The sequence below is a fragment of the Curtobacterium sp. NPDC098951 genome, assembly GCF_044759965.1.
Taxonomy (GTDB): Bacteria; Actinomycetota; Actinomycetes; order Actinomycetales; family Microbacteriaceae; genus Curtobacterium.
Window position 1 is genome coordinate 543,723 of the sequence record NZ_JBIWAG010000001.1, and the last position, 23,363, is coordinate 567,085.

20 protein-coding genes are annotated in these 23,363 nt (G+C 69.9%); 10 read left to right on the forward strand and 10 right to left on the reverse strand.

The window, feature by feature from the left end; translation table 11 throughout:
* Positions 1-78 precede the first annotated feature (78 nt).
* From secD to ACIQUC_RS02620, 4 genes are read left to right on the forward strand one after another with little or no spacing between them, the layout of a single operon-like run.
* Positions 79-1,830, forward strand: a complete 1,752-nt coding sequence (secD, locus tag ACIQUC_RS02605) for a protein translocase subunit SecD (protein ID WP_402262904.1) — start codon at positions 79-81, stop codon at positions 1,828-1,830.
* Positions 1,830-2,831 carry a protein translocase subunit SecF gene (gene secF / locus ACIQUC_RS02610; protein ID WP_402262907.1) on the forward strand — a complete coding sequence of 334 codons (1,002 nt, stop codon included), beginning with the start codon at positions 1,830-1,832 and terminating at the stop codon, positions 2,829-2,831. The genes secD and secF overlap by 1 nt, the downstream gene beginning before the upstream one ends.
* The gene (locus tag ACIQUC_RS02615) at positions 2,831-3,178 is read left to right on the forward strand and encodes a rhodanese-like domain-containing protein (protein ID WP_402262910.1); all 348 of its coding nucleotides are present in this window, start codon (positions 2,831-2,833) and stop codon (positions 3,176-3,178) included. Before secF ends, ACIQUC_RS02615 begins: the two co-directional genes overlap by 1 nt.
* A gap of 57 nt (positions 3,179-3,235) precedes the next feature.
* Positions 3,236-5,596, forward strand: coding sequence for a bifunctional (p)ppGpp synthetase/guanosine-3',5'-bis(diphosphate) 3'-pyrophosphohydrolase (locus tag ACIQUC_RS02620; protein WP_022905291.1), 2,361 nt, complete (start codon positions 3,236-3,238; stop codon positions 5,594-5,596).
* Here ACIQUC_RS02620 and ACIQUC_RS02625 read toward each other — a convergent pair.
* The 3 genes from ACIQUC_RS02625 to deoC form a co-directional block, all read right to left on the reverse strand.
* Positions 5,583-6,167: a type IV toxin-antitoxin system AbiEi family antitoxin gene (locus ACIQUC_RS02625; RefSeq protein WP_402262913.1), complete on the reverse strand. Its 585-nt coding sequence runs from the start codon at positions 6,165-6,167 to the stop codon at positions 5,583-5,585. The genes ACIQUC_RS02620 and ACIQUC_RS02625 overlap by 14 nt on opposite strands.
* A 175-nt stretch (positions 6,168-6,342) precedes the next feature.
* Positions 6,343-7,290 carry an ROK family protein gene (locus ACIQUC_RS02630; protein ID WP_402262916.1) on the reverse strand — a complete coding sequence of 316 codons (948 nt, stop codon included), beginning with the start codon at positions 7,288-7,290 and terminating at the stop codon, positions 6,343-6,345.
* Between the two features lie 125 nt (positions 7,291-7,415).
* Complete coding sequence (gene deoC, locus ACIQUC_RS02635; protein WP_022905294.1) at positions 7,416-8,147, reverse strand: deoxyribose-phosphate aldolase; 732 nt, start codon at positions 8,145-8,147, stop codon at positions 7,416-7,418.
* Between the two features lie 42 nt (positions 8,148-8,189).
* Between deoC and ACIQUC_RS02640 the strand changes: the two genes are divergently transcribed.
* The 4 genes from ACIQUC_RS02640 (at position 8,190) to ACIQUC_RS02655 (ending at position 12,423) form a co-directional block, all read left to right on the forward strand.
* Positions 8,190-9,722 carry an SDR family oxidoreductase gene (locus tag ACIQUC_RS02640; RefSeq protein ID WP_022905295.1) on the forward strand — a complete coding sequence of 511 codons (1,533 nt, stop codon included), beginning with the start codon at positions 8,190-8,192 and terminating at the stop codon, positions 9,720-9,722.
* Positions 9,719-10,303, forward strand: coding sequence for a GDSL-type esterase/lipase family protein (locus ACIQUC_RS02645; RefSeq protein WP_031260853.1), 585 nt, complete (start codon positions 9,719-9,721; stop codon positions 10,301-10,303). Before ACIQUC_RS02640 ends, ACIQUC_RS02645 begins: the two co-directional genes overlap by 4 nt.
* The gene (locus tag ACIQUC_RS02650; RefSeq protein ID WP_022905296.1) at positions 10,303-10,752 is read left to right on the forward strand and encodes a DUF6804 family protein; all 450 of its coding nucleotides are present in this window, start codon (positions 10,303-10,305) and stop codon (positions 10,750-10,752) included. The genes ACIQUC_RS02645 and ACIQUC_RS02650 overlap by 1 nt, the downstream gene beginning before the upstream one ends.
* A gap of 117 nt (positions 10,753-10,869) precedes the next feature.
* Complete coding sequence (locus tag ACIQUC_RS02655) at positions 10,870-12,423, forward strand: stealth conserved region 3 domain-containing protein (RefSeq protein WP_402262921.1); 1,554 nt, start codon at positions 10,870-10,872, stop codon at positions 12,421-12,423.
* Positions 12,424-12,654: 231 nt separating this feature from the next.
* Here the strand turns inward: ACIQUC_RS02655 and ACIQUC_RS02660 are convergent, their stop codons facing one another.
* The 5 genes from ACIQUC_RS02660 to ACIQUC_RS02680 all read right to left on the reverse strand — a co-directional run bounded on the left by ACIQUC_RS02660 (position 12,655) and on the right by ACIQUC_RS02680 (position 18,053).
* Positions 12,655-13,614: a phosphodiesterase gene (locus tag ACIQUC_RS02660; protein WP_402262924.1), complete on the reverse strand. Its 960-nt coding sequence runs from the start codon at positions 13,612-13,614 to the stop codon at positions 12,655-12,657.
* Positions 13,615-13,797: 183 nt separating this feature from the next.
* Positions 13,798-15,483 (reverse strand): cytochrome bc complex cytochrome b subunit, encoded by a 1,686-nt coding sequence (locus tag ACIQUC_RS02665; RefSeq protein ID WP_022905300.1) that lies wholly within the window; start codon positions 15,481-15,483, stop codon positions 13,798-13,800.
* Complete coding sequence (locus ACIQUC_RS02670; protein ID WP_022905301.1) at positions 15,483-16,550, reverse strand: ubiquinol-cytochrome c reductase iron-sulfur subunit; 1,068 nt, start codon at positions 16,548-16,550, stop codon at positions 15,483-15,485. The genes ACIQUC_RS02665 and ACIQUC_RS02670 overlap by 1 nt, the downstream gene beginning before the upstream one ends.
* 33 nt (positions 16,551-16,583) lie before the next feature.
* Positions 16,584-17,393: a cytochrome c gene (locus ACIQUC_RS02675; protein WP_402262928.1), complete on the reverse strand. Its 810-nt coding sequence runs from the start codon at positions 17,391-17,393 to the stop codon at positions 16,584-16,586.
* A gap of 21 nt (positions 17,394-17,414) precedes the next feature.
* A complete protein-coding gene (locus tag ACIQUC_RS02680; protein ID WP_031260857.1) occupies positions 17,415-18,053 on the reverse strand; it encodes a heme-copper oxidase subunit III in 639 nt (212 codons plus the stop codon).
* 70 nt (positions 18,054-18,123) lie between these two features.
* Between ACIQUC_RS02680 and trpD the strand changes: the two genes are divergently transcribed.
* The gene (gene trpD, locus ACIQUC_RS02685; RefSeq protein WP_402262932.1) at positions 18,124-19,179 is read left to right on the forward strand and encodes an anthranilate phosphoribosyltransferase; all 1,056 of its coding nucleotides are present in this window, start codon (positions 18,124-18,126) and stop codon (positions 19,177-19,179) included.
* 569 nt (positions 19,180-19,748) lie between these two features.
* Here trpD and glpK read toward each other — a convergent pair.
* The gene (gene glpK / locus ACIQUC_RS02690) at positions 19,749-21,260 is read right to left on the reverse strand and encodes a glycerol kinase GlpK (protein WP_402262935.1); all 1,512 of its coding nucleotides are present in this window, start codon (positions 21,258-21,260) and stop codon (positions 19,749-19,751) included.
* 44 nt (positions 21,261-21,304) lie between these two features.
* Complete coding sequence (locus tag ACIQUC_RS02695; protein ID WP_402262938.1) at positions 21,305-22,030, reverse strand: MIP/aquaporin family protein; 726 nt, start codon at positions 22,028-22,030, stop codon at positions 21,305-21,307.
* Between the two features lie 312 nt (positions 22,031-22,342).
* On the opposite strand from ACIQUC_RS02695, the gene dhaK reads away from it, so the two are divergent.
* Positions 22,343-23,344, forward strand: a complete 1,002-nt coding sequence (gene dhaK, locus ACIQUC_RS02700) for a dihydroxyacetone kinase subunit DhaK (protein WP_031262554.1) — start codon at positions 22,343-22,345, stop codon at positions 23,342-23,344.
* Positions 23,345-23,363 lie beyond the last annotated feature (19 nt).

Below are 23,363 nucleotides of genomic sequence, written 5' to 3' on the forward strand. Positions count from 1 at the left end.
CGCCGGGTCCACCGACCCGGCGGCGACACCTGCCGCCGGTCTCCCGCCGTCGGTCCTGACAGAAAGACGAGACGACCGGTGGCACGATCGACACCCGTCAAGAAGGCGATCCGCTCGCTGACCTGGTTGGTGATCCTCATGGCGGTCCTCGCGGGGTTGAACACCGCCGCGTCGGTCCTCGCCGGGAACACCAAGGACGACACCGGCAAGTGGTTCGAAGGGGCCAGCTGGGTCCCGGAGCTCGCGCTCGACCTCCAGGGTGGGACGCAGCTGACGCTCGCGGCCCAGAACACCGAGGGCGGCTCGGTGACGAGCCAGCAGCTCAACCAGGCCGTCAACATCATCCGTCAGCGCATCAACGCGACCGGTGTCTCGGAGTCCCAGATCAACACCCAGGGGACGAACAACATCGTCGTCTCCATCCCGGGCAAGCCGGACAAGGCGACGATCGACCGCATCGAAGCGGCCGCGAAGCTCACGTTCCGCCCGGTCCTCTACACCGAGGCCGCGACGAACACCGCGGTCGGCGGCAGCGACGGCTCCACGGCCTCGCCGACGCCGTACTCGCCGCCCGCGTCGCTGCAGTCCACGCCGAGCACGAAGCCGACGAACGGCAGCGACCTGTCGCAGGTCACCCCGGCACTGCAGGCGCTGTACACCAACTACAACTGCAACGCGCCCGACGACGTCACGGCAGCGCCGGACGACGAGCCCCTCGTCACCTGCGACCAGGACGGCGCCGCGAAGTACATCCTCGGCCCCGTCGAGGTGTCCGGCTCGGGCATCAGCAACGCCACGTCCGGCCTCGCGACCGACTCGCAGGGCACGTCGACCGGCCAGTGGGCCGTCAACCTGACCTTCAAGGGCAAGAGCTCGGACGACTTCCGCGAGGTCACGAGCCGGCTCGTGAAGCTGCAGGCGCCGCAGAACCAGTTCGCGATCGTGCTCGACGGCTCCGTCATCACGGCGCCGGCGTCGAACGCCGCGATCACGAACGGCAAGGCGCAGATCACCGGGTCGTTCACCGCGGAGTCCGCGAAGACCCTCGCGGACCAGTTGAAGTACGGCGCGCTGCCGATCAACTTCCAGGTGCAGTCGAACGAGAACATCTCCGCGACGCTCGGCACCGCCCAGCTCGTCGGCGGCCTCGTCGCGGGCCTGATCGGCCTGATCCTGGTCATCATCTACTCGGTCATCCAGTACCGGGCCCTGGCGTTCGTCACGGTCCTGTCGCTGGGTGTGGCCGCGGCGCTGACCTACCTCGTGATCGCGATCATGTCGTGGCGCGTCGACTACCGCCTGTCGTTGGCGGGTGTGGCGGGTCTGATCGTCGCGATCGGCATCACGGCGGACTCGTTCATCGTGTACTTCGAACGCATCCGCGACGAGCTCCGGGACGGCCGTGGCCTCGAGAGCGCGGTCGAGGCCGGCTGGAAGCGGGCACTCCGCACCATCCTGGCGTCCGACTCGATCAACTTCCTCGCGGCCGTGGTGCTCTACATCCTCGCCGTCAGCGACGTGAAGGGCTTCGCGTTCACGCTGCTGCTGACCACCCTCATCGACGTCGTCGTGGTCGTGATGTTCACGCACCCGATGATGCAGCTCATCTCCCGCAGCCGGTTCTTCGGCGAGGGCCACCGGTTCAGCGGCCTCGACCCCTCGGCCCTGGGTGCGGTCTACCGCGGTCGCGCGCAGTTCCGCGCTCCCGTGGTCGACGGCAAGCGGCAGCGCAGCGCGGGCGAGGCACAGCGTCGACAGACGATCGCAGAGCGGAAGGCCGCGCAGGCCTCCGGCGAGAACGGCCAGGCGCCGGACGGGAAGGACGACTGATGGCCAGCTTCAGCCAGTTCGGCAGCGACCTCTACACGGGGAAGCGCTCGTACGACATCGTCGGCCGGCGCAAGACCTGGTACGTCATCGCGGTCGTCGCGATCGTGGTGTCGCTCGCGGTGCCGTGGCTCCGCGGCGGGTACCAGCTCGGCATCGAGTTCACCGGCGGGTCCGAGTTCACGCTCTCCGACGTGAAGAACCTCGACCAGAACCTCGCCACCGACACCGTCGAGTCGATCGTCCCCGACGGCGTCCCGCGAGTCTCCCAGCTCGGCACGCACGGCATCCGCGTGCAGACCGGTCAGCTGACCGACCGTGAGACCTCCGAGGTCCAGGACGCCCTCGCCAAGGCGTACGACGTGCCGGACAGCCAGGTCGCCGCGACCTTCATCGGTGCGACCTGGGGCGCCGACGTCCTCAACCAGGCGATCCGCGGCCTCGTGATCTTCCTCGCCCTCGCGGCGGTGTTCATGGCCCTGTACTTCCGCACGTGGAAGATGTCGGTCTCCGCGATGGTGGCGCTCCTCCACGACCTCCTCATCACGGCGGGCGTGTACGGCATCGTCGGGCTCGAGGTGACGCCCGCTGCGGTGATCGGCTTCCTGACGATCCTCGGCTACTCGCTGTACGACACCGTCGTGGTCTTCGACAAGGTGCGCGAGAACACGTCGCAGGAGTCGCACCGCACCTTCGTGCAGTCGGTCAACCTCGCGGTGAACCAGACACTCGTGCGCTCGATCAACACGTCCGTGGTGGCACTCCTGCCCGTGGCGGCGATCCTCTTCATCGGGTCGTACGTCCTCGGCGCCGGCACGCTCCGCGACATCTCGCTCGCCCTGTTCATCGGCATCATCGTCGGGACGTACTCGACGATCTTCATCGCGTCGCCGATGTACGCGCACCTGCGTGAGAACGAGCCGAAGATCAAGCAGGCCGACGCCAAGAAGCAGGCCGCTGCCGCCAAGCGCCAGCGCGAGGTCGACGCGACGGCGGGCGTCTGATGCCGGCGGAGATCGTCGACGTCGACGTCGCCGAGGCCCGTCGCCGGATCGAGGCCGGGGCGCGCCTGTTCGACGTGCGCGAGCAGGGCGAGTGGGACGAGGTCCACGCCGAAGCGGCGACCCTGGTGCCGATGTCCGAGCTCGTCGCCCGCTGGAAGGAGATCGACGGCGGAGGCCAGCCGGCGATCATCGTCTGCCACTCCGGCGGACGCTCCGCCCGGGTCGTCGCCGCGCTCGAGCAGTCCGGTGTCCCCGCGGTGAACCTCGTCGGCGGCATGGTCGCGTGGGAGCAGTCGGGCGCCCCCGTGGTGCGCGACGCCCAGGGCGAACCGCGTCACGAGCACTGACCGGACACGCGTAGTCTTGTCGGATCGAGCTCGGACGGGCACCCCGGGAGGCGCAGCATGACGGACACACGTGAGTCCACGCCCCAGGACGCCCCTGCGCCGCGAGCCGGCCAGGACACCGGGTCCGCCAGCCGGCCCGGTTCGCCGCAGCGTCCGACGAGTCCCCTCGGTCCGAACACGACCGGCAACCTCGGCTCGCTCCGTTCGCTGCTGCCCCGGCTGTTCTCCCGCGCCCAGCCCGCGGGGGCCGTCGACACCCTGATCCGCACCGTCCGGTCGCACCACCCCAAGGCCGACGTCACGCTCATCGAGCGGGCCTACTCGGTGGCGGAGCGCGCGCACGACGGGCAGAAGCGCAAGTCCGGCGAGCCCTACATCACGCACCCCGTCGCGGTCGCGCAGATCCTCGCCGACCTGGGGATCGGGCCGATCACGATCGCCGCCGCGCTCCTGCACGACACCGTCGAGGACACCGACTACCAGCTCGACCAGCTGCGCGAGGACTTCGGCGACGAGATCGCGATGCTCGTCGACGGCGTCACGAAGCTCGACAAGGTCAAGTACGGCGACAGCGCCCAGGCCGAGACCGTCCGCAAGATGGTCATCGCGATGTCGAAGGACATCCGGGTCCTGGTGATCAAGCTCGCCGACCGCCTGCACAACGCGCGCACCTGGGGCTTCGTCGAGTCCACCTCCGCCACACGCAAGGCGAAGGAGACCCTCGAGATCTACGCGCCGCTCGCGCACCGGCTCGGCATCCAGATGATCAAGCTGGAGCTCGAGGACCTGTCGTTCGCGGTGCTCCACCCGAAGCTCTACGTCGAGATCGACAGCCTCGTCAAGGAACGCCAGCCGAAGCGCGAGCAGTTCGTCCAGAACGTCATCGGCACGCTCAAGAAGGACCTCAAGGCCGCCAAGGTGCGCGGCGAGGTGATGGGTCGTCCGAAGCAGTACTACTCGATCTACCAGAAGATGATCGTGCGCGGGCGCGAGTTCGACGAGATCTACGACCTGGTCGGCATCCGTGTCCTCGTGCCGACCGTGCGCGACTGCTACGCCATGCTCGGCTCGGTGCACGCGCGGTGGACGCCGCTGCCGGGTCGCTTCAAGGACTACATCGCGACGCCGAAGTTCAACCTGTACCAGTCGCTGCACACCACCGTCCTCGGGCCCCAGGGCCGCGCGGTCGAGATCCAGATCCGCACGCACGAGATGCACCAGCGCGCCGAGTTCGGTGTCGCCGCGCACTGGAAGTACAAGCAGCGCGCCGCCGGCCGTGACGTCGACTCGTCCTCGGCGACCGACCAGGACATGGCGTGGCTCGCGCACATCACCGACTGGCAGGCCGAGACCAGCGACCCGGGGGAGTTCCTCGACTCGCTGCGCTACGAGATCGGCGCGAAGGAGACCTACGTCTTCACGCCGCAGGGCAAGGTCATCGGGCTGCCGTCCGGCGCGACCCCGGTGGACTTCGCGTACGCCGTGCACACCGAGATCGGGCACCGCACGATGGGCGCCAAGGTCAACGGCCGCCTCGTCCCGCTCGAGAGCGCGCTGTCGAGCGGCGACGTCGTCGAGATCTTCACGTCGAAGAACCCCGACTCTGGTCCGAGCCAGGACTGGCTGACCTTCGTCCGGAGCCCCCGTGCCCGGAACAAGATCAAGCAGTGGTTCACCAAGGAGCGCCGCGAAGAGGCGATCGAGCAGGGCCGCGACGCGATCGCACGGGCCATGCGCAAGCAGAACCTGCCGCTGCAGCGCATCATGAGCCAGGACTCGATCTCCGAGGTCGCGTCCTCGATGCGCTACGACGACATCTCCGCGCTGTACGCGGCCGTCGGCGAGGGGCACGTCTCCACGCAGTCGGTGATCGAGAAGGTCCTCGGCAACGTCCAGACCGAGACCGAGACGGAAGAGCCGGAGCTCAGCTTCCCGCGCCAGGTCACGAGCCGGCAGCTGCGCAACAGCGACAGCGGCGTGCTGGTGCGGGGGGCGCCCGACATCCTCGTCAAGCTCGCGAAGTGCTGCACCCCCGTCCCCGGCGACCAGATCGTCGGGTTCATCACCCGCGGTCAGGGCGTCTCGGTGCACCAGGCCTCGTGCACGAACGTGAAGTCGCTCATGAACGAGCCCGACCGCATGATCGAGGTCGAGTGGGCGCCGTCGTCGAAGTCGGTGTTCCTCGTGCAGATCCAGATCGAGGCCCTCGATCGGTCGGGCCTGCTCAGCGACGTGACCCGTGTCCTCACCGACCACCACGTGAACATCCTGTCCGCGACGGTCTCGACGTCCTCGGACCGGCTGGCGCTCAGTCGCTTCGTGTTCGAGATGGGCGACACGACGCACCTCGACCGCGTGCTGAACGCCGTGCGCCGGATCGACGCGGTCTACGACGTGTACCGGGTCAGCGCGGGCTGACCGGGTCGCTGCAGCCGCCGAGCCGCTGCACTGCCGCCAGTCGCCGCTCCGCCTGACGAACCATCGGGATCGTCCCGAGCGCCGCGAGGTGTCCGGTGACCTCGTCGACCGAGACGGCCTCGATCGCGAGGAGACCGGCCACGGCTCGGGCGTCCGCCGGATCGAAGCCGCCCGGACGGTCCCCGGGGCTGCGCAGCAGGTCGACGACGGTGCGGAGCGGTGTGGTCACGCGGAGTCCACCGAGGACGACCGTGTCCTCGTCGGTGATCACGACCTCGCGGACGTGGACGGCGCCGTCGGTGTGCACGCGGACGCGGAGCGGTACACAGCCCTGGACCGGCGTCGGCGCGCGGGAGACGGCGCCCCAGATCCAGGCGGCCGTCCGGGTGCCGGCGATGAACCGTGCGTCGCCGAGCGACCACGCGGCCGCAGCAGCCCGGAGCGACGGCGTCTGCGGTTCGGTGGGGGAGGCCCAGCAGGCGCCGACCGCCACGAGCTCACCGGCGAGGACGGCCGCCCGCAACTCGGCCTCCGGCCAGTCGTCGGTCGTCAGCAGTCGGGTTCGGGGCACCCGGACATCCTGCCCGACGCGCGCTGCGCACCGGCGCCGCCTGTGGAGAGGCTGCGGGACGCGTCGACGACGCGACCGTCTGCCGGACGGGAGGCGCGGGTCAGCCCCGCACCGCGCCTCCCGTCCGTCAGCACTCGCGTCGCGAGCACCGCGGTCGCCGTCCGGCGACGCCGGGTCAGCGCAGGACGTCCGCGCGGTGCACGAGCGCCGCGGCGCCGATGAGCGGGCCGTCCTGCGAGAGCCCGGTCGGGACGATGCGCACCTTGGTCACGAAGCCGAACTCGACGCGCTCCGCCACCGCCTCGCGCGCGTACTCGAACAGGTCGGGGGTGACGTGCGAGAACCCGCCGCCGATGGCCACGACCTCGAGGTCGACGAGGCTCGTGGCGGCCGCGATGGCCTGCCCGAGCGCACGGCCGCTGCGCTTGACCGCCGCCACCGCGATCTCGTCGCCGGCCGCGTACGCAGCCGAGAGCTCCTCGCCGGTGCTGCCCGCGAAGCCCTGCCGCTGCGCCCAGGCGACGGTCTTCGGCCCGCTGGCGATCGCCTCGAGGCACCCGGTGCCACCGCAGGCGCAGTGGTCGTCGAAGCCGCCGCACTCGACGTGGCCGATGTGCCCGGCGTTGCCCGTCGGGCCCGACACCGTCCGGCCGTGCAGGATCAGGCCACCGCCGACCCCGGTCGAGACGATCATGCCCATGACGTGGTCGGAGCCCTGCGCAGCGCCGACCCAGTGCTCGGCGAGGGTGATCGCGAGGCCGTCCATCCGGAGCGTCACGGGCGTGCCGGCGGGGACGTGCGCCGCGACGCGGTCCCGCAGCGGGTACCCGCGCCAGACCGGCATGTTGAGGGGCGAGACGAGGCCGTGCTCCTCGTCGACCGGACCGGCCGAGCCGATGCCGACCCCGACGAGCGCGGCGTCGGTCGGCAGCGCGGCGAGGGCGGCCGTCACGACCTCGTCGACCGCGGCCTGCAGTTCGTCGGACGTCCGGCCCGGGCCGGTCGGGCTGCGGAACCGGGTGGCCGGCAGGACGACGCCGGCGTCGGTGACGAGGGCCGCCTCGACCTTGGTGCCGCCGAGGTCGACGGCGAGTGCGAGGGCGGTGGGCTGGGTGGTGGTCATGCGCGCTCCGATGCGGCGGTCGGGAGGCGCGGTGCCGGTCCTGGACGCGTCGTCGCGTCCGGCGGGCGCCGGCCCCGGTGGGGTCGGGTGGTGCTCTGGCGGTCCGGGGCTCGCGCCCCGGCAGGTCAGTAGGACGTGGTGTCGTCGCCGACGGAGGACGCGGTGCCGGTCTCGGCACGGTGCGCGACCTCGTCGAGGATGCGGGCCGAGGCACTCGTGCCGATGCGGTCCGCGCCGGCCTCGACCATCTCGACGAGGGTGTCGAGCCCGCGGACGCCGCCGGAGGCCTTCACCCCGGTGTCCGGGCCGACGGTGGCGCGCATGAGCGCGATGTGCTCCGCGGTGGCGCCGCCGCCGGCGAACCCGGTGGAGGTCTTCACGAACGCGGCACCGGCCGACTGCGCGGCGCGCGAGGCTGCCACGATCTCGTCGTCGGTGAGGAACGCGGTCTCGAGGATGACCTTGACGACCGTGCTGCCCGCGGCGTCGACCACGGCGCGGACGTCGGCCTCGACCCGCTCCCAGTCGCCGGACTTCGCGGCGCCGATGTTCTGCACCATGTCCAGCTCGAAGGCGCCGTCGGCGAGGGCCTGCAGCGACTCGGCGACCTTGGCGCCCGTGGACGTGGTGCCGTGCGGGAAGCCGATGACCGTCCCGACACCGACGCCGGTGCCCGTCAGGCGCTCGACGGCGTGCGCGACGTCGCTCGGGCGGACGCACACGCTGAAGACGCGGTACTCGGCGGCCTCGTCCAGCTGGGCGTCGACGTCCGAGCGTGTCAGCTCGGGCTTGAGGATCGCGTGGTCGATGAGACCACGGACGGCATCGGCGGTGACGGAGAACGCTGCTTTGTCCACCCGGCAAGCCTACCCGGAGCCGAGCCGCGTACCGTGCCCCGCATGCGCGTCCTCGTCACCGGGGCCACCGGCTACATCGGCGGTCGCCTCGTCCCACGTCTCCTCGAAGCCGGTCACACCGTCCGGGTCTTCGTCCGCACCCCCCGCAAGCTGCAGGACGTCCCCTGGCACGACGACGTCGAGATCACCTCCGGCGACCTGCAGGACGCCGACGCCGTCCGCACCGCGGTGCAGGACATCGAGGCCGTCTACTACCTCGCACACGCGATGGGCGCCGACGGCGACTTCGAACGCGCGGAGCGCGACGCCGTCGAGACCATGGCGCACGAGGCGAAGGCGGCGGGGGTCCGACGGTTCGTCTACCTCGGTGGGCTGCACCCGGACGGCGAGCTCTCGAAGCACCTCCGGAGCCGCAAGGAGGTCGGCGACGTCCTGCTCGGCTCGGGCGTCCCGACGATCGCCTACCAGGCCGGTGTGGTGATCGGGTCCGGCAGCACCTCGTTCGAGATGATCCGGCACGTCACCGACGTCCTGCCGTGGATGCCGACGCCCCGCTGGGTCCGCAACTTCATCCAGCCGATCGCCGTCCGCGACGTGCTCTACTACCTCGTCAAGGCACTCGACATCCCCGCCGACGTGAACCGCACCTTCGACATCGGCGGGCCGGACGTCCTCCGGTACGGGCAGATGCTCAACGGCTACGCGGTCGAGGCGAAGCTCCCGCAGCGGGCGATCTCGGTCCTGCCGGTGCTGACACCCGGACTCGCCGCGCACTGGTTCAACCTGGTCACCCCCGTCCCGCGCAAGCTCGCGACGCCGATCATCGAGTCGCTCCAGTTCGAGTGCGTCCAGCGCGAGCACGACATCGACGAGGTGGTCCCCCGACCGGAGGGCGGGCTCACCGGGTACCGCCGGGCCGTCCGGCTCGCGCTCACCCGCATGCGCACCGGCGAGGTCGAGACGAGCTGGCGGAACGCGACGCTCGCCGCCACGCCGGCCGACCCCCTGCCGAGCGACCCGGACTGGGCCGGGCACACCGTGTACGTCGATGACCGCAAGCGGCACTCCGCGGCGTCGGCCGAGGACGTCTGGCGCGTCGTCGAGTCGATCGGCGGCGACAACGGGTGGTACTCGTTCCCGCTCGCCTGGGTCGCCCGTGGGTGGATGGACAAGCTCGCCGGGGGAGTCGGACTCAACCGTGGCCGGCGGGACCAGAAGCGCCTCGAGCAGGGCGACGCGCTCGACTGGTGGCGGGTCGAGCGCCTCGAGCGCGGCCGCTACCTGCGCCTGCGCGCCGAGTTCAAGTCGCCCGGGCGCGCGTGGCTCGAGATGACCGTGACCCCGGCGGACGACGGCGGCAGCGACTACCGGCAGCGGGCGATCTACTTCCCGCAGGGACTCGCCGGTCGCCTGTACTGGTACTCGATCCTGCCCTTCCACGGCGTGATCTTCCCCGGCATGGTCGAGCGCATCACGGCGGCCGCCGAGCGGGAGTCCGAGCACACCGAGTCGACGGGGCGGAACTGGACCCAGCAGAATGGGACCCCGGAACCCGTACACGAGGAGGCAGCATGACCGAGGAACGCACGAGCGTCCTGTTCCTGGGCGACAGCATCACCGAGCAGGGGTCATGGGACGCCTGGCTGCCTGACGAGCGGACCGTCAACCAGGGCATCGGCGGTGACACGACCGACGGGGTCCTGCAGCGGCTCGATGCCGTCGTGGCCGAGCAGCCGGAGGTGATCGTCCTGCTCATCGGCACGAACGACTTCGGGAACCACCGCAAGAGCGTCGAGCACGTCGTGCGCGGCGTCGAGTCGGTGCTCGTGACGCTGCGCCGCGAGCTGCCCGGCGTCCGCCTGCTGCTCGTGTCGATCCTGCCGCGTCAGGCCGAGTACACCGCCAAGATCGAGGAGGCCAACCGCCACCTCCGCCAGTTCGTCGCGACCTGCCACGCCCAGTACCTCGACGCCTGGCCGGCCCTCGCCGACGGCGACCACCTCGACGACCGCTTCACCGACGACGGGCTGCACCTCACCGAGGACGGCTACCGCGCGTACGTCGCCGAACTCCTCCCGGCCCTCGAACGTGTCCGCGACCTCCCGCCGATGTCCCGGTCCATCCAGGCGATCGACCTCGACGGGGCCACCGCCTGATGGCAGCGCGGAAGGGTCGGCCACCGGCGGGTTCGTCCCTGCAGGGTGTCCCGACCGGCACGCCGGCTCGGCCGACCAGCACCACTGCCGGCAAGTCCGGGCGCGAGCTGCCGGGGTTCACCCGGCCCGCGCTGGCGCCGTCGCTCATCGCGGCGATGCTCCTGCTCGCCTGCCTCGCCGTGATCGACTCGTCCGCCTTCGTGTTCGCCCGGTGGGGTGTCTCGGTCCTCGCGCTCATCGTCCTGGTGTTCGCCGTCCGGGGTCGCACCTGGTGGGCGGCGGTGCTCATGGCGGCCGTAGCCGTCTGCTGGAACCCGATCGCGGTCGTCCCGATCCCCGGCGAGGTGTGGGCGGCCCTGCAGCTCGTCGCGGCCGCTCTGTTCGTCGTCGTCGGCATCGTCGTCACGGTGCCGCGCGAAACGGAGCCGACCCGCGCCTCCCGGCCCTGACGCGCCGCCGCGGACGCCCGGCTCGGACCGTGCGTCCCCGAGCGGACTGCAGTCCGCTCGGACGGTAGGATGAGGGGCCGGGCACCGAAGGCCCGCGCACTGATGCGAAGGGCATGGATGAGCAACGAGACCGAGCCGGTGACCGAGAGTCCTCTGCTGAACCCTCGACCGTCCTCCGGCGGTCTCGAACGTCCCGACGTCGTCGTGCGGAAGGGCCGTCTGACGCTCGTCAACGGACACCTCACGCCCCAGCAGTCGATGATCGAGGACCTCCTGTTCCTCGACGACGCCCTCACCGCGGGCGACGTCGACCACCTGCTCATCCGCGGCAACGACCAGCGCCCGGTGATCGCGCTCGACGAACGCGACCGGCAGCGGGCGGAGAGCGCCGTGATGGCCGCCGCCGCCAACGAGCCGTTCTACGCGAAGCCGCCGGGCAAGCCCGCCGTGCTCGTCATCGACGACGGACTCGGCTCGGTCGACGAGCCCGTCCTGCGCGTGTTCCGGCCGCGCCTCGAGCCGCTCGGACGCCTGCGCTACGGCGCCGAGACGAGCGTGCAGCTCGAGTTCTGGCGGGTCACCGACACCGAGGTCCTCGCGCCCGTCGAGAACGCCCTCATGCGACGCAGCCTGCCGGTCGACGAGTTCGTGCTCGTGGACATCGAGCGGTACGGCCGCACCTGGCGCACCGTCGAGCACATGTTCGACGACCACGTCTCCGACATCCGGTTCCCGATCGACATCGTGTTCTCGTGGGTCGACGGCAACGCCATCGAGTACCAGCGGGCACGCCAGGCGGCGCAGTCCGGGGCCGTCCTCGGCGAGGGGGACGACGCCCCCGCACGCTTCCGGCAGATCGACGAGCTGAAGTACGCGCTCCGCTCGGTGCACACCTTCGCGCCGTGGATCCGACAGATCTACATCGCCACCGACTCTCCGGCGCCCGCGTGGCTCGCCGACCACCCGAAGGTGCGGATCGTCCGCTCCGAGGAGTTCTTCGCCGACCCGTCCGTCCTGCCGACGCACAACTCGCAGGCCGTCGAGTCGCAGCTGCACCACATCCCGGGCATCAGCGAGCACTTCATCTACTCGAACGACGACATGTTCTTCGGCCGCCTGGTGGACCCGTCGGTGTTCTTCAGCCCGGGTTCCGTGACGAAGTTCATCCTCGCGACGACCCGGATCGGGCTCGGCTCGAACAACCCCGCACGCAGCGGGTTCGAGAACTCCGCCCGCGTCAACCGCCGACTCCTGCAGCAGCGGTTCGGGGCGGTCACCACCCGGCACCTCGAGCACGCGCCGACCCCGCTGCGCGCGTCGATCATGACCGAGATGGAGCACGAGTTCGCCGACGAGTTCGCGGCCACCGCGGCGTCACGGTTCCGTGCGGCCGACAACATCTCGGTGACGAACTCGCTCTACCACTACTACTCGCTGCTCACCGGGCGCGCGATCGTGCAGGAGACCGCCGAGGTGCGGTACATCGACACGACGATGCAGTCCGGGCTGCGGGCACTCGGCGACCTGCTCAAGAAGCGGAACGCGGACTTCTTCTGCCTGAACGACGGCAGCTTCCCGGAGGTCAGCGACGAGGAGCGGACCGAGCGCGTGACGGACTTCCTCGAGAAGTACTTCCCGTTCCCGGCGCCGTGGGAGCGCGACGCCGGCTGACGGTCGGCTCGGCGACGGGTCCGCTGTCGTCCGACGACGGGCGTGTCGTCCGTTGCGCGCACGGAGTGATGGGCGCACGGAGTGGTGCGTGTGCAGGTTCCGACATGCCGCCTGTCGAACGACGACCACGGTGTCGCCCCATGCACACGCAACCACCCACGGGCCGCGCCCGCACGATCGAGCCGACCCGCGCCTCCTGGCCCCGAACGGGGCGCGCCGGGCGCCCCACCCTCAGCGGTGGACGGGGGAGACCGGTACCGAGTCGAGCGTGAACACCGGGATGCTCGACGTCACCGGCGCCGGCTCGGCCGCCGCAGGGATCGTGACGCCGGCCGCTGCGAGCCGCGCCTCGGTCTCCACTGCTGACACCGGCTCGCCGACCGTCGAGTAGTGCCCGATCGGCACGACCGAGTGCACCACGTTGTGGCCGTAGACGTGGACGAGGTTGAACGACTGGGCACCGTCCTGCCCGCGGGTCCCACCCTGGTACTCGGTGAGGTCCTGCGTGTAGCACGTGGCACTCGCCACCGACACCGGGATGCCCGCGAAGACCGCACTCGTCGAGTAGTGCAGGTGACCGGCGATGATCGCGATGACGTCGCTGCCCTCGACGACCTCGGCGAGGGCGTCCTGGTCACGGAGCTCGACGAGCACCGCGAGGTCCTGGACGCTCGGCACCGGCGGGTGGTGCATCGCCAGGATGGTGCCGTGCGGCGCCTGCTCGGAGAGCACCTCGGCCAACCAGTCGAGCTGTTCGGGGGAGACCTCGCCGTGGTGAGCGCCGGGCACGCTCGTGTCGAGGGTGATCACGCGCAGCCCGTTCACGTCGTACACGAAGTCGACCGGGCGATCGGTCGGCTGGAGCCCGAACAGCTCCTGCCGGAACGCACCGCGCTCGTCGTGGTTGCCCATCGCCCAGATCACGGTCGCACCGATGCGCTCGGCGGCCGGCTCCACGATGTCGCGGATTCGGGCGTACGCGCCCGGTTCGCCCTTGTCGGCCACGTCGCCGGTGACGACGATGGCCTCGGGTCGGGTACCCGACGCCTCGATGTCGGCGATGATCGCCGCGAGGCGGGCTGCCGAGTCGACGTCACCGTAGAGTTCGCGGTCACCCGCCGCGAGGTGGGTGTCGCTGAGGTGGAGCAGGAAGTGGTTCGGCCTGGGGTGTTCGGCCGTCCGGCTGTCCATCGGGGTCTCATTCCGTTGGTCGGGTGCGTGGTGCAACACAGTGCCACACCGTCCTGGACGAGTCCAGCACGAGTCGGTGAACCCAACGTGAACGCGGCCCGGCGTGTTCCCGCACGCACGACGAAACCCCCGCCACGACGTGACGGGGGTTCCGGGATCCGATCGCTCGGATCAGCTGACTGCCTAGTGCTTGGCCTCGACCGCGGGGGCGGCGTGACCGGCCTCGAGGTCCGGGCCGTGGTGCGCGGCGTGCGCAGCCTCGAGCTCGGCCTTCGAAACCGGGGTGATCCGGTCCTCGAAGAAGAAGCGCGACAGTCCGGCGCGCGCCTTCTGCAGCCCGGAGATCTTGCCCCGGGCGTTCGGACGGATCATCAGCGGCTTGTACTCGTTGAACTGCAGGAGCTTCCACCGCTCGTACTCGTCGAGCTGCTCGTGCACCTCGATGTACTCCCCGTGGGGGAGTCGCACGATGCGTCCGGACTCGTAGCCGTGCAGGACGATCTCGCGGTCCTTCTTCTGCAGGGCGAGGCACACGCGCTTCGTGATCCAGAAGGCGACGAACGGGCCGAGGACCGTCGTGGCCTGGATCACGTGGATGACGTGGTCGATCGACACGTAGAAGTGGGTCGCGATGATGTCCGACGACGCGGCGGCCCAGAGGCTCGCGTAGAGCGTGATGCCGGCGGCACCGAACGCCGTACGGGTCGGGGCGTTGCGCGGACGGTCGAGGATGTGGTGCTCACGCTTGTCGCCCGTGACCCACGCCTCGATGAAGGGGTAGATGAAGATGGCGAGGATGAGCAGCACCAGGACCGCGATCGGCACGAGGATGTTGAACGACACCGTGTAGCCGAACCACACGACCTCCCAGTGCGGCGGCACCAGACGGAGCGCGCCGTCGGCGAAGCCGATGTACCAGTCGGGCTGGGTACCGGCGGAGACCGGGGACGGGTCGTACGGGCCGTAGTTCCAGATCGGGTTGATCGTGAACAGCGACGCGATGAGGGCGAGGATGCCCGCGACGATGAAGAAGAACCCACCGGCCTTCGCGGCGAACGCGGGGAGGATCGGCACACCGACGACGTTCTCGTTCGTCTTGCCGGGCCCGGCGAACTGCGTGTGCTTGTTGATGACGACGAGCACGAGGTGGACACCGAGCACGGCCACGAGGATCGCGGGCAGCAGCAGGATGTGCAGCGTGTAGAGACGGCCGACGATGTCGGTGCCCGGGAACTCCCCGCCGAAGAGCAGGTAGGCGATCCAGACGCCGATGACCGGCACACCCTCGATCATGCCGACGATGATGCGCAGACCGTTGCCGGAGAGCAGGTCGTCGGGGAGCGAGTAGCCCGTGAAGCCCTCGGCCATGGCCAGGACCCAGAGGACGAAGCCGAACACCCAGTTGAGCTCACGCGGCTTGCGGAACGCGCCGGTGAAGAACACGCGGGCCATGTGCAGCATGATCGAGGCCACGAACAACAGGGCTGCCCAGTGGTGGATCTGCCGGACGAAGAGCCCGCCGCGGATGTCGAACGAGATGTTGAGCGTCGACTGCAGCGCGGTCGACATCTCGATGCCCTTCAGCGGGACGTACGAGCCGTGGTAGACCACCTCGGCCATGGACGCCTGGAAGAAGAACGTGAGGAAGGTACCGGAGAGCAGGACGACGACGAAGCTGTATAGCGCCACCTCGCCCAGCATGAAGCTCCAGTGGTCGGGGAAGATCTTGCGCCCGACCTCCTTCACGAGGCCCGAGATGCTCGTGCGCTCGTCGATGTAGTTGGCGACCCCGCCGATGATGCGGGATCCGCGCTCCGGTGCCGGCTTGGTGGTCGACGACGCGGGTGCGTTGGTGGTCGTGCTGCTCATCAGCGTTCACGCTCCCAGAAGGACGGTCCGACGGGCTCGTGGAAGTCGCTCTGCGCAACCAGGTAGCCGTCGTCGTCGATCGCGATCGGAAGTTGGGGGAGGGGGCGTGCAGCCGGTCCGAAGATGACCTCGCAGTTGTTCGAGACATCGAAGGTGGACTGGTGGCACGGGCAGAGCAGGTGGTGCGTCTGCTGTTCGTACAGGGCGACCGGGCATCCGACGTGGGTGCAGATCTTCGAGTACGCGACGATGCCGTCGTAGCCCCAGTTCTCGTGGCCCTTGGAGGGGTTGAGGTCCTTGGGGTCGAGGCGCATGAGGAGGACGGAGGCCTTGGCCTTCTCCTCGAGCATGTCCTCCTTGTCGAGCATGCCGTCCGGGATGACGTGGAACACCGAACCGATGGTCACGTCGGACGCCTTGATCGGGAGACCCGTCGGGTCCTTGGTCAGGCGCGTGCCCTTCGCCCACATGGTGTGGCGGAGGAGTTCGTTGGGGTCGGCCGCCGGCGCGAGGTCGCGCACCAGGACGATGCCCGGGAGGGGGAAGGCCGCCAGGGCGCCGATCATCGAGTTGCGGATCAGCTTGCGACGGCTGAAGCCGGACTCCTTGTCGGCGAGCTGGAACGCCTCGACCGCCTTGGCACGGGTCGCGTCGGTGCCGCGCGTGCTGTGGCGGAGCTCGGTGATCTCACGGTCCACCACGAGCGACTTCGACCAGTACACCGCGCCCAGGCCGAGCGCGAGGAGGGCGAGGGCGATCGACAGACCGAGCCAGAGGTTGGCGGTCCGGACCGTGCCGAAGTTGTCGGAGTCGATCGGGAACGCGACGTAGGCCGCGATCGCGAGGACACTGCCGACGATCGACAGGTAGAAGAACGTGGCGACCTGACGCTCGGCGAGGCGCTGCTTCTTCGGGTCGACGTCGGTGCGTCGTGCGCGGTGCGGCGGCTCGCCCGGGTTCTCGAACGGGTCCGTCGGCAGGACCGCGGTCCCGGGCGACGTGGTGGTCGTGCCGTGCTTCTCGACAGCCGAGGACGAGTTCAGTGCCTCGTCGTCGTGCTCTGCCATGGTGTTCCCTTCAGTGTCGTTCGACACGGACGATCAGTTGGACTTCGCGGTCAGCCAGACGGTCATCGCGACGACCGCGCCGAGTCCGAAGATCCAGATGAACAGACCCTCTGCCACCGGGCCGAGGGAGCCGAGTGCGAACCCGCCGGGCGACTTGTTGTCCTGCACGTACTTGAGGTACGTGATGATGTCGGCCTTCTGCTCGGGGGTGAGGTTCAGGTCGTTGAACACCGGCATGTTCTGCGGGCCCGTGACCATGGCCTCGTAGATGTGCTTGCCGGACACCGACTGCAGGTTCGGCGCGTACTTGCCCTCGGTCAGCGCACCGCCGGCGCCGGCCACGTTGTGGCACATGGCGCAGTTGATGCGGAAGAGCTCCGCGCCTTCGGCGGCGTCACCGTCGGAGCCGTTGGTGAGGCTCTCGGAGGGGACGGCCGGGCCGGGGCCGAGCGACGCGACGTACTCGGCGAGGGCGTCGATCTGCTCGTCCGTGAACTGCGCGGGCTTCTCTTCTGCCTGCGGTCCTTGGGCGGCCATCGGCATGCGGCCGGTGCCGACCTGGAAGTCGACCGACGCGGCACCGACACCGATGAGGGACGGACCCTCGCTGGTGCCCTGCGCGGAGAGGCCGTGGCAGGTGGCGCAGTTCGAGGCGAAGAGCTTCTGGCCCTCGTTCACCTTCGACTGGCTCGACGCCGCCACGGTGGTCGTGCTGTCGTCGGCGTTCGCCGTGGAGCTGAACAGCGCGTACGCACCGCCGGTGGTCATGAGACCGACGACGATGAGCGACACGGTCGCCATCGGTGAACGGCGGCCCTTCTTGGACTTGCTTCTGTTGAACATGCGGTGGGGGCTATCCAGTTCCTACTTGAGAAGGTAGATGACGGCGAAGAGGCCGATCCAGACGACGTCGACGAAGTGCCAGTAGTACGACACGACGATCGCGGTGGTCGCTTCCTTGTGACCGAAGTTCTTGGCGGCGAACCCGCGGCCGAGCGTCAGCAGGAAGGCGATGAGGCCGCCCGTGACGTGCAGACCGTGGAACCCGGTGGTCATGTAGAAGGCCGAACCGTACGCGCTGGAGGAGAGCGTCACGCCCTCGTGCCAGAGGTTCGCGTACTCGAAGATCTGACCGCAGACGAAGATCGCGCCCATGCAGTACGTGACGAAGAACCACTCCGTCATGCCCCAGTCCTTGGGGTTCCAGCTCGTCCGGTGCACCTGGAAGCGCTCGGCGGCGAAGACCGCGAACTGGCAGGCGAAGCTGGACAGCACCAGGATGATCGTGTTCACCGAGGCGAAGGGCACCTCGAGCTTGGCGGTCTCGGTCGCCCAGAGTTCGGGCGAGGTGCTGCGCAACGTGAAGTAGATCGCGAACAGGCCGGCGAAGAACATGACCTCGCTGCCCAGCCACACGATCGTCCCCACGGCAACGGCGTTCGGCCTGTTCAGGACCGGACCGCTGGCGGATCTGGAGAGAGGGGTGCTAGTCACAGACTCCATTATGGCCGAAACCACGGACAGTGTTTTCCTAGCCAACTGGCGGGTTGCTCGAATTCACTACGATCGGAGCATGCTCGACGCTCTCACCTGGCCTGCCGTGATCAGTGCGCTCATGGCGCGCGAAGACCTGACGATCAGCCAGTCCACATGGGCCATGCAGGAGATCGTGGCAGGCTGCGCCACGCCGGCACAGATCGCGGCCTTCGTCGTGGCCCTGCGCGCCAAGGGGGAGACGGTCGACGAGGTCGTCGGCTTCCGCGACGCGATCCTCGACGCCGCCGTCCCGCTCGACGTCGACCCGATGGCGCTCGACATCGTCGGGACCGGTGGTGACGTCGTCGGGACCGTGAACGTCTCGACGATGAGCGCGATCGTCATCGCGGCAGCGGGCGTGCCGGTCGTCAAGCACGGCAACAAGGCGAGCTCGTCGAAGTCCGGGTCCAGCGACGTGCTCGCCGCACTCGGACTCGACCTCACGATGGACGCCGCGCGTGTCGCCGACACCTTCCGGCGTGTCGGTCTGACCTTCGCGTTCGCGAGCGCGTTCCACCCCGGTTTCGCGCACGCAGGCCCGGTGCGGCGGGAGATCGGCGTGCCGACGGTGTTCAACTTCCTCGGGCCGCTGGTCAACCCCGCACGGTGCGAAGCGAACGCCGTGGGCGTGGCGCAGCTCGAACTCGTGCCGATCATCACCGGCGTGTTCCAGACCCGCGGGGCCACGGCGCTCGTGTTCCGCGGCGACGACGGCCTCGACGAGCTGACGACGACCGGCCACAGCCACATCTGGGAGGTCACGGGCGGGCGTGTCACCGAGCACGACCTCGACCCGCGTGACCTCGGCATCGCCCGTGCGCGCATCGAGGACCTCCTCGGGGGCGACCCGGAGCACAACGCCGCGGTGGTGCACCGCGTCCTCGCGGGGGAGACCGGTCCGGTGCGCGACATCGTGCTGCTCAACGCCGCGGCCGGTCTCGTGTCGTTCCGACTCGCCGAGGACCCGACCGAGGTCGACCGGCCGATCCTGCAGCGGTTCCGCGAGCAGCTGGTGGTCGCCGCGGACGCGATCGACTCCGGCGCCGCAGCGCGCAAACTGGCTGATTGGATCGGCGTCGCCCCCGCCGCCTGACCTGCACCGTGCGAGGTTGCTGGCCGCTGCACCCGGTGCCCCTGCCGCCTGACCTGCACCGTGCGAGGTCGTTGGCAGCGGCACCCGCTGCCGCCGCGCGCCGCACCGTGCGTACTTCGTCACCGGGTGCGCGGTTGCGCGCACGGTGCGGCGCCGCAAGCGCGCACCCCGCGGGCAACCTCGCACCGAACCACGCACGCCGCACCGCGCGCCGGCCGCCGCCGCCCGGAGCTCGCACGTGCAGCACGGCGCAGCCGCTCGCCGCGCCGTGCGTACTTCCTCACCTGGTGCGCGGTTGCGCGCACGGTGCGGCGCTGTAGGCGCGCACCGTGCCGGCAACCTCGCACCGGACCACGGACGCCGCACCGTGCGCGAGTGCCCGCGCCTCACCGCACCCGCGCCGCGCCGCGCCCGACCCCAGCGCACCCCACACCCGACCGAGCGCACCCCACACCCCACCGCGCCCACCCCGCGCCCCCGCGCCCCCGCGCGCCCCCGCAACGCCAGGAGGCGCGGTGCCGGTCCGTCGGACCCGCACCGCGCCTCCTGGCGGTCACCGCAGAAGCGGACTACTGGACGTCCTCGTCCACCCAGTCGAACGTCTTCGTGACGGCCTTCTTCCAGAGGCGCAGCGTGCGCTCGCGCTCTGCCTCGTCGAGCTGGGGCACCCAGCGCTTGTCCTCCTGCCAGTTGGCACGGAGCTCGTCGAGGTTCGCCCAGAACCCGACGGCCAGGCCGGCCGCGTAGGCCGCACCGAGCGCCGTGGTCTCGGCGACCACCGGACGGACCACCGGCACGTTGAGGATGTCCGCCTGGAACTGCATGAGCGCGTCGTTGGCGGTCATGCCGCCGTCGACCTTGAGCTCCGTCAGGTCCACGCCCGAGTCCGCGTTGACGGCGTCGAGGACCTCGCGGGTCTGCAGCGCCGTCGCCTCGAGGGCGGCACGGGCGATGTGCCCCTTGTTGACGTAGCGGGTGAGGCCGACGATCGCGCCGCGGGCGTCCGGACGCCAGTACGGCGCGAACAGGCCCGAGAACGCCGGGACGAAGTACACGCCGCCGTTGTCCTCGACGGTCTTGGCGAGGGCCTCGACCTCGGGCGCGCTGCCGATCAGGCCGAGGTTGTCGCGGAGCCACTGGATGAGCGAACCGGTGACGGCGATCGACCCCTCGAGCGCGTAGTGCGTCTCCTGGTCGCCGAGCTTGTAGCCGACGGTGGTGAGCAGCCCGTTCTCCGAGCGGACGATCTCCGTGCCCGTGTTGAAGATGAGGAAGTTGCCCGTGCCGTAGGTGTTCTTCGACTCGCCCTGGTCGAACGCGGCCTGGCCGAACGTCGCGGCCTGCTGGTCGCCGAGGATGCCGGCGATCGGGACCTCGCGGAGGAGGTTCGACGACTCGACGTGGCCGTAGACCTCGGAGGAGCTGACGATCTCGGGGAGCATCGACTTCGGCACGCCGAAGTCGGCGAGGATGTCGTCGCGCCACTGGAGCGTCTCGAGGTCCATGAACAGCGTGCGGGACGCGTTCGTGACGTCGGTCTTGTGGACGCCGCCGTCCACGCCACCGGTCAGGTTCCAGAGGACCCAGGTGTCGGTGGTGCCGAAGAGCAGGTCGCCCGCCTCGGCCTTCTCGCGTGCACCCTCGACGTTCTCGAGGATCCAGACGATCTTCGTCCCGGCGAAGTACGTCGCCAGGGGCAGGCCGACGACCGACTTGTAGCGGTCGGTGTCGCCGTCGGCGAGCTTGTCGACGATCGACTGCGTGCGGGTGTCCTGCCAGACGATGGCGTTGTAGACCGGCTTGCCGGTGTTCTTGTCCCAGACCACCGCGGTCTCGCGCTGGTTCGTGATGCCGACCGCCGCGACGTCGTGGCGGGTGATGTCGGCGCGGGACAGTGCCTGGCCGATGACCTCACGGGTGTTGTCCCAGATCTCCGACGGGTCGTGCTCGACCCACCCGGCACGCGGGAAGATCTGCTCGTGCTCCTTCTGTCCGACGGAGACGATCGAGCCGGAGTGGTCGAAGACGATGGCTCGGGTGGAGGTGGTGCCCTGGTCGATGGCGACGATGTAGTCGGCCATTGGTGCTCCTTACGCTGGTGCTCGGGTTGGTGGGGTGAAGACGATCAGGAAGCGATCGGCAGCAGGAAGGTCGAGAGGCCGGCCGCGAGGGCGCCGCCGACGAGCGGTCCGACGACCGGGACCCAGGCGTACGCCCAGTCGCTCGAGCCCTTGCCCTTGATCGGCAGGAAGGCGTGGGCGATGCGCGGACCGAGGTCACGTGCCGGGTTGATGGCGTAGCCGGTCGGGCCACCGAGGCTGACACCGATCGCGATCACGAGGAAGGCGACCGGGACGGCGCCGAGCTCGGCCGGGGTCTTGCCGTTGGTGAAGGCGAGCACGACGAAGACGAGCACGAAGGTGCCGATGATCTCGGTGACGACGTTCCACCCGTACGAGCGGATGGCCGGGCCGGTCGAGAACACGCCGAGCTTGGCGGCCGCGTCGGGCTCCTCGTCGAAGTGCTGCTTGTAGGCGAGCCAGACGATGACCGCACCGATGATCGCGCCGATGAGCTGGGCGATCCAGTACAGGAGCATCTCCCCGACGGTGATCTTGCCGAGGATGGCGAGCGCGAGGCTGACCGCGGGGTTGAGCTGGCCGCCGGAGCTGTAGGACACGGTGACACCGGCGAAGACCGCGAAGCCCCAGCCGATCGTGACCATGAGGAAGCCGGCTCCGAAGCCCTTGGACTTCGTCAGCGAGACGGCGGCGACGACGCCGCCACCCAGGATGATGAGCATCGCCGTGCCGACGAGCTCGGACAGGAAATTGACGCCGATGCCGTCCATCGGTGACCTCCAGTGCGTGAGGGTGGGGGTCCGGTGGTACAGCGCCGGCACTCCCCGTTGAGTGATTGGGGCCGAGCATACTGACGGGCATCGGCGGATAGCGACGCATCGGTGAGGGAAGTGCGCGATTGTGCACGAACGTGCACGGACCGTGTGCGCTCGCGCATCCCAGGTCGGTAGGCACCCCTCAGCGGCCTGCACGAACGTGCACACGGCAGGAACGGTCGCCCGGGGTGGCGATGTACATTGAGGGCACTCCGGTCGACGACGGCGGTGCTGCCTCGCGATCGCCCGCACCCCGTGGAGGTCAGCATGAAGAAGCTCATCAACGATCCGCAGGCCGTGGTCGACGAAACCGTCCGCGGGTTCGCCCGCGCGCACGCCGGACACGTCGTCCTCGTCGAGGACCCGATCCACATCCACCGCGCGGACGCCCCGGTGTCGGGCAAGGTCGGCATCGTCAGCGGCGGCGGCAGCGGGCACGAGCCCCTCCACGCCGGGTTCGTCGGACACGGCATGCTCGACGCCGCGGTGCCCGGGCCGGTCTTCACGAGCCCCACCCCGGACCCGATCGTCGCCGCGACGAAGGCCGTCGACGGGGGAGCCGGCGTGCTCCACATCGTGAAGAACTACACCGGGGACGTCCTCAACTTCGAGACCGCCGCCGAGCTCGCCGGCATGGACGACATCCGGGTCGAGTCGGTCGTGGTGGACGACGACGTCGCCGTGCAGGACTCGCTCTACACGGCCGGCCGGCGCGGAGTCGCCGGGACCGTCGTCGTCGAGAAGTGCGCCGGCGCCGCAGCCGAGCGCGGCGACGACCTCGACGCCGTCGCCGCCGTGGCGCGGCACGTCAACGACGTCACCCGTTCGATGGGGCTCGCGCTCGCCTCCGGCACGGTGCCGCACGCCGGCGAGCCGTCGTTCACCCTCGCCGACGACGAGGTCGAACTCGGCATCGGCATCCACGGCGAGCCCGGCCGCGAGCGCATCCCGATGGCGCCGGCCGACGAGCTGGTCGACCGGGTGCTCGAACCGATCCTCACCGACCTCGCCGCTCCCGCCGGGTCGAAGCTGCTGCTCCTCGTGAACGGCATGGGCGGCACACCGCTGTCCGAGCTGTACATCGTGTACCGACGCGCCGCCGAGGTCCTCACCGACCGCGGCCACGACGTCGCGCGTAGCCTGGTCGGCGACTACGTGACATCCCTCGAGATGCAGGGGTTCTCGCTCACCGTCACGGTGCTCGACGACGAACTCACCGCCCTCTGGGACGCACCGGTGGAGACCCCGGCACTGCGCTGGGGACGTTGACCCACCGCCCACCCTCCAG

Coding starts and splice junctions, on each gene's coding strand:
- ACIQUC_RS02640 (WP_022905295.1), top strand. CDS start 8,190: ATGCGCGTCCTCGTCACCGGGGCCACCGGCTACATCGGCGGTCGCCTC.
- ACIQUC_RS02670 (WP_022905301.1), bottom strand. CDS start 16,550: ATGGCAGAGCACGACGACGAGGCACTGAACTCGTCCTCGGCTGTCGAG.
- ACIQUC_RS02655 (WP_402262921.1), top strand. CDS start 10,870: ATGAGCAACGAGACCGAGCCGGTGACCGAGAGTCCTCTGCTGAACCCT.
- ACIQUC_RS02695 (WP_402262938.1), bottom strand. CDS start 22,030: ATGGACGGCATCGGCGTCAATTTCCTGTCCGAGCTCGTCGGCACGGCG.
- ACIQUC_RS02675 (WP_402262928.1), bottom strand. CDS start 17,393: ATGTTCAACAGAAGCAAGTCCAAGAAGGGCCGCCGTTCACCGATGGCG.
- ACIQUC_RS02630 (WP_402262916.1), bottom strand. CDS start 7,290: ATGACCACCACCCAGCCCACCGCCCTCGCACTCGCCGTCGACCTCGGC.
- secF (WP_402262907.1), top strand. CDS start 1,830: ATGGCCAGCTTCAGCCAGTTCGGCAGCGACCTCTACACGGGGAAGCGC.
- trpD (WP_402262932.1), top strand. CDS start 18,124: ATGCTCGACGCTCTCACCTGGCCTGCCGTGATCAGTGCGCTCATGGCG.
- ACIQUC_RS02680 (WP_031260857.1), bottom strand. CDS start 18,053: ATGGAGTCTGTGACTAGCACCCCTCTCTCCAGATCCGCCAGCGGTCCG.
- dhaK (WP_031262554.1), top strand. CDS start 22,343: ATGAAGAAGCTCATCAACGATCCGCAGGCCGTGGTCGACGAAACCGTC.
- ACIQUC_RS02620 (WP_022905291.1), top strand. CDS start 3,236: ATGACGGACACACGTGAGTCCACGCCCCAGGACGCCCCTGCGCCGCGA.
- ACIQUC_RS02660 (WP_402262924.1), bottom strand. CDS start 13,614: ATGGACAGCCGGACGGCCGAACACCCCAGGCCGAACCACTTCCTGCTC.
- ACIQUC_RS02645 (WP_031260853.1), top strand. CDS start 9,719: ATGACCGAGGAACGCACGAGCGTCCTGTTCCTGGGCGACAGCATCACC.
- ACIQUC_RS02650 (WP_022905296.1), top strand. CDS start 10,303: ATGGCAGCGCGGAAGGGTCGGCCACCGGCGGGTTCGTCCCTGCAGGGT.
- glpK (WP_402262935.1), bottom strand. CDS start 21,260: ATGGCCGACTACATCGTCGCCATCGACCAGGGCACCACCTCCACCCGA.
- ACIQUC_RS02615 (WP_402262910.1), top strand. CDS start 2,831: ATGCCGGCGGAGATCGTCGACGTCGACGTCGCCGAGGCCCGTCGCCGG.
- ACIQUC_RS02665 (WP_022905300.1), bottom strand. CDS start 15,483: ATGAGCAGCACGACCACCAACGCACCCGCGTCGTCGACCACCAAGCCG.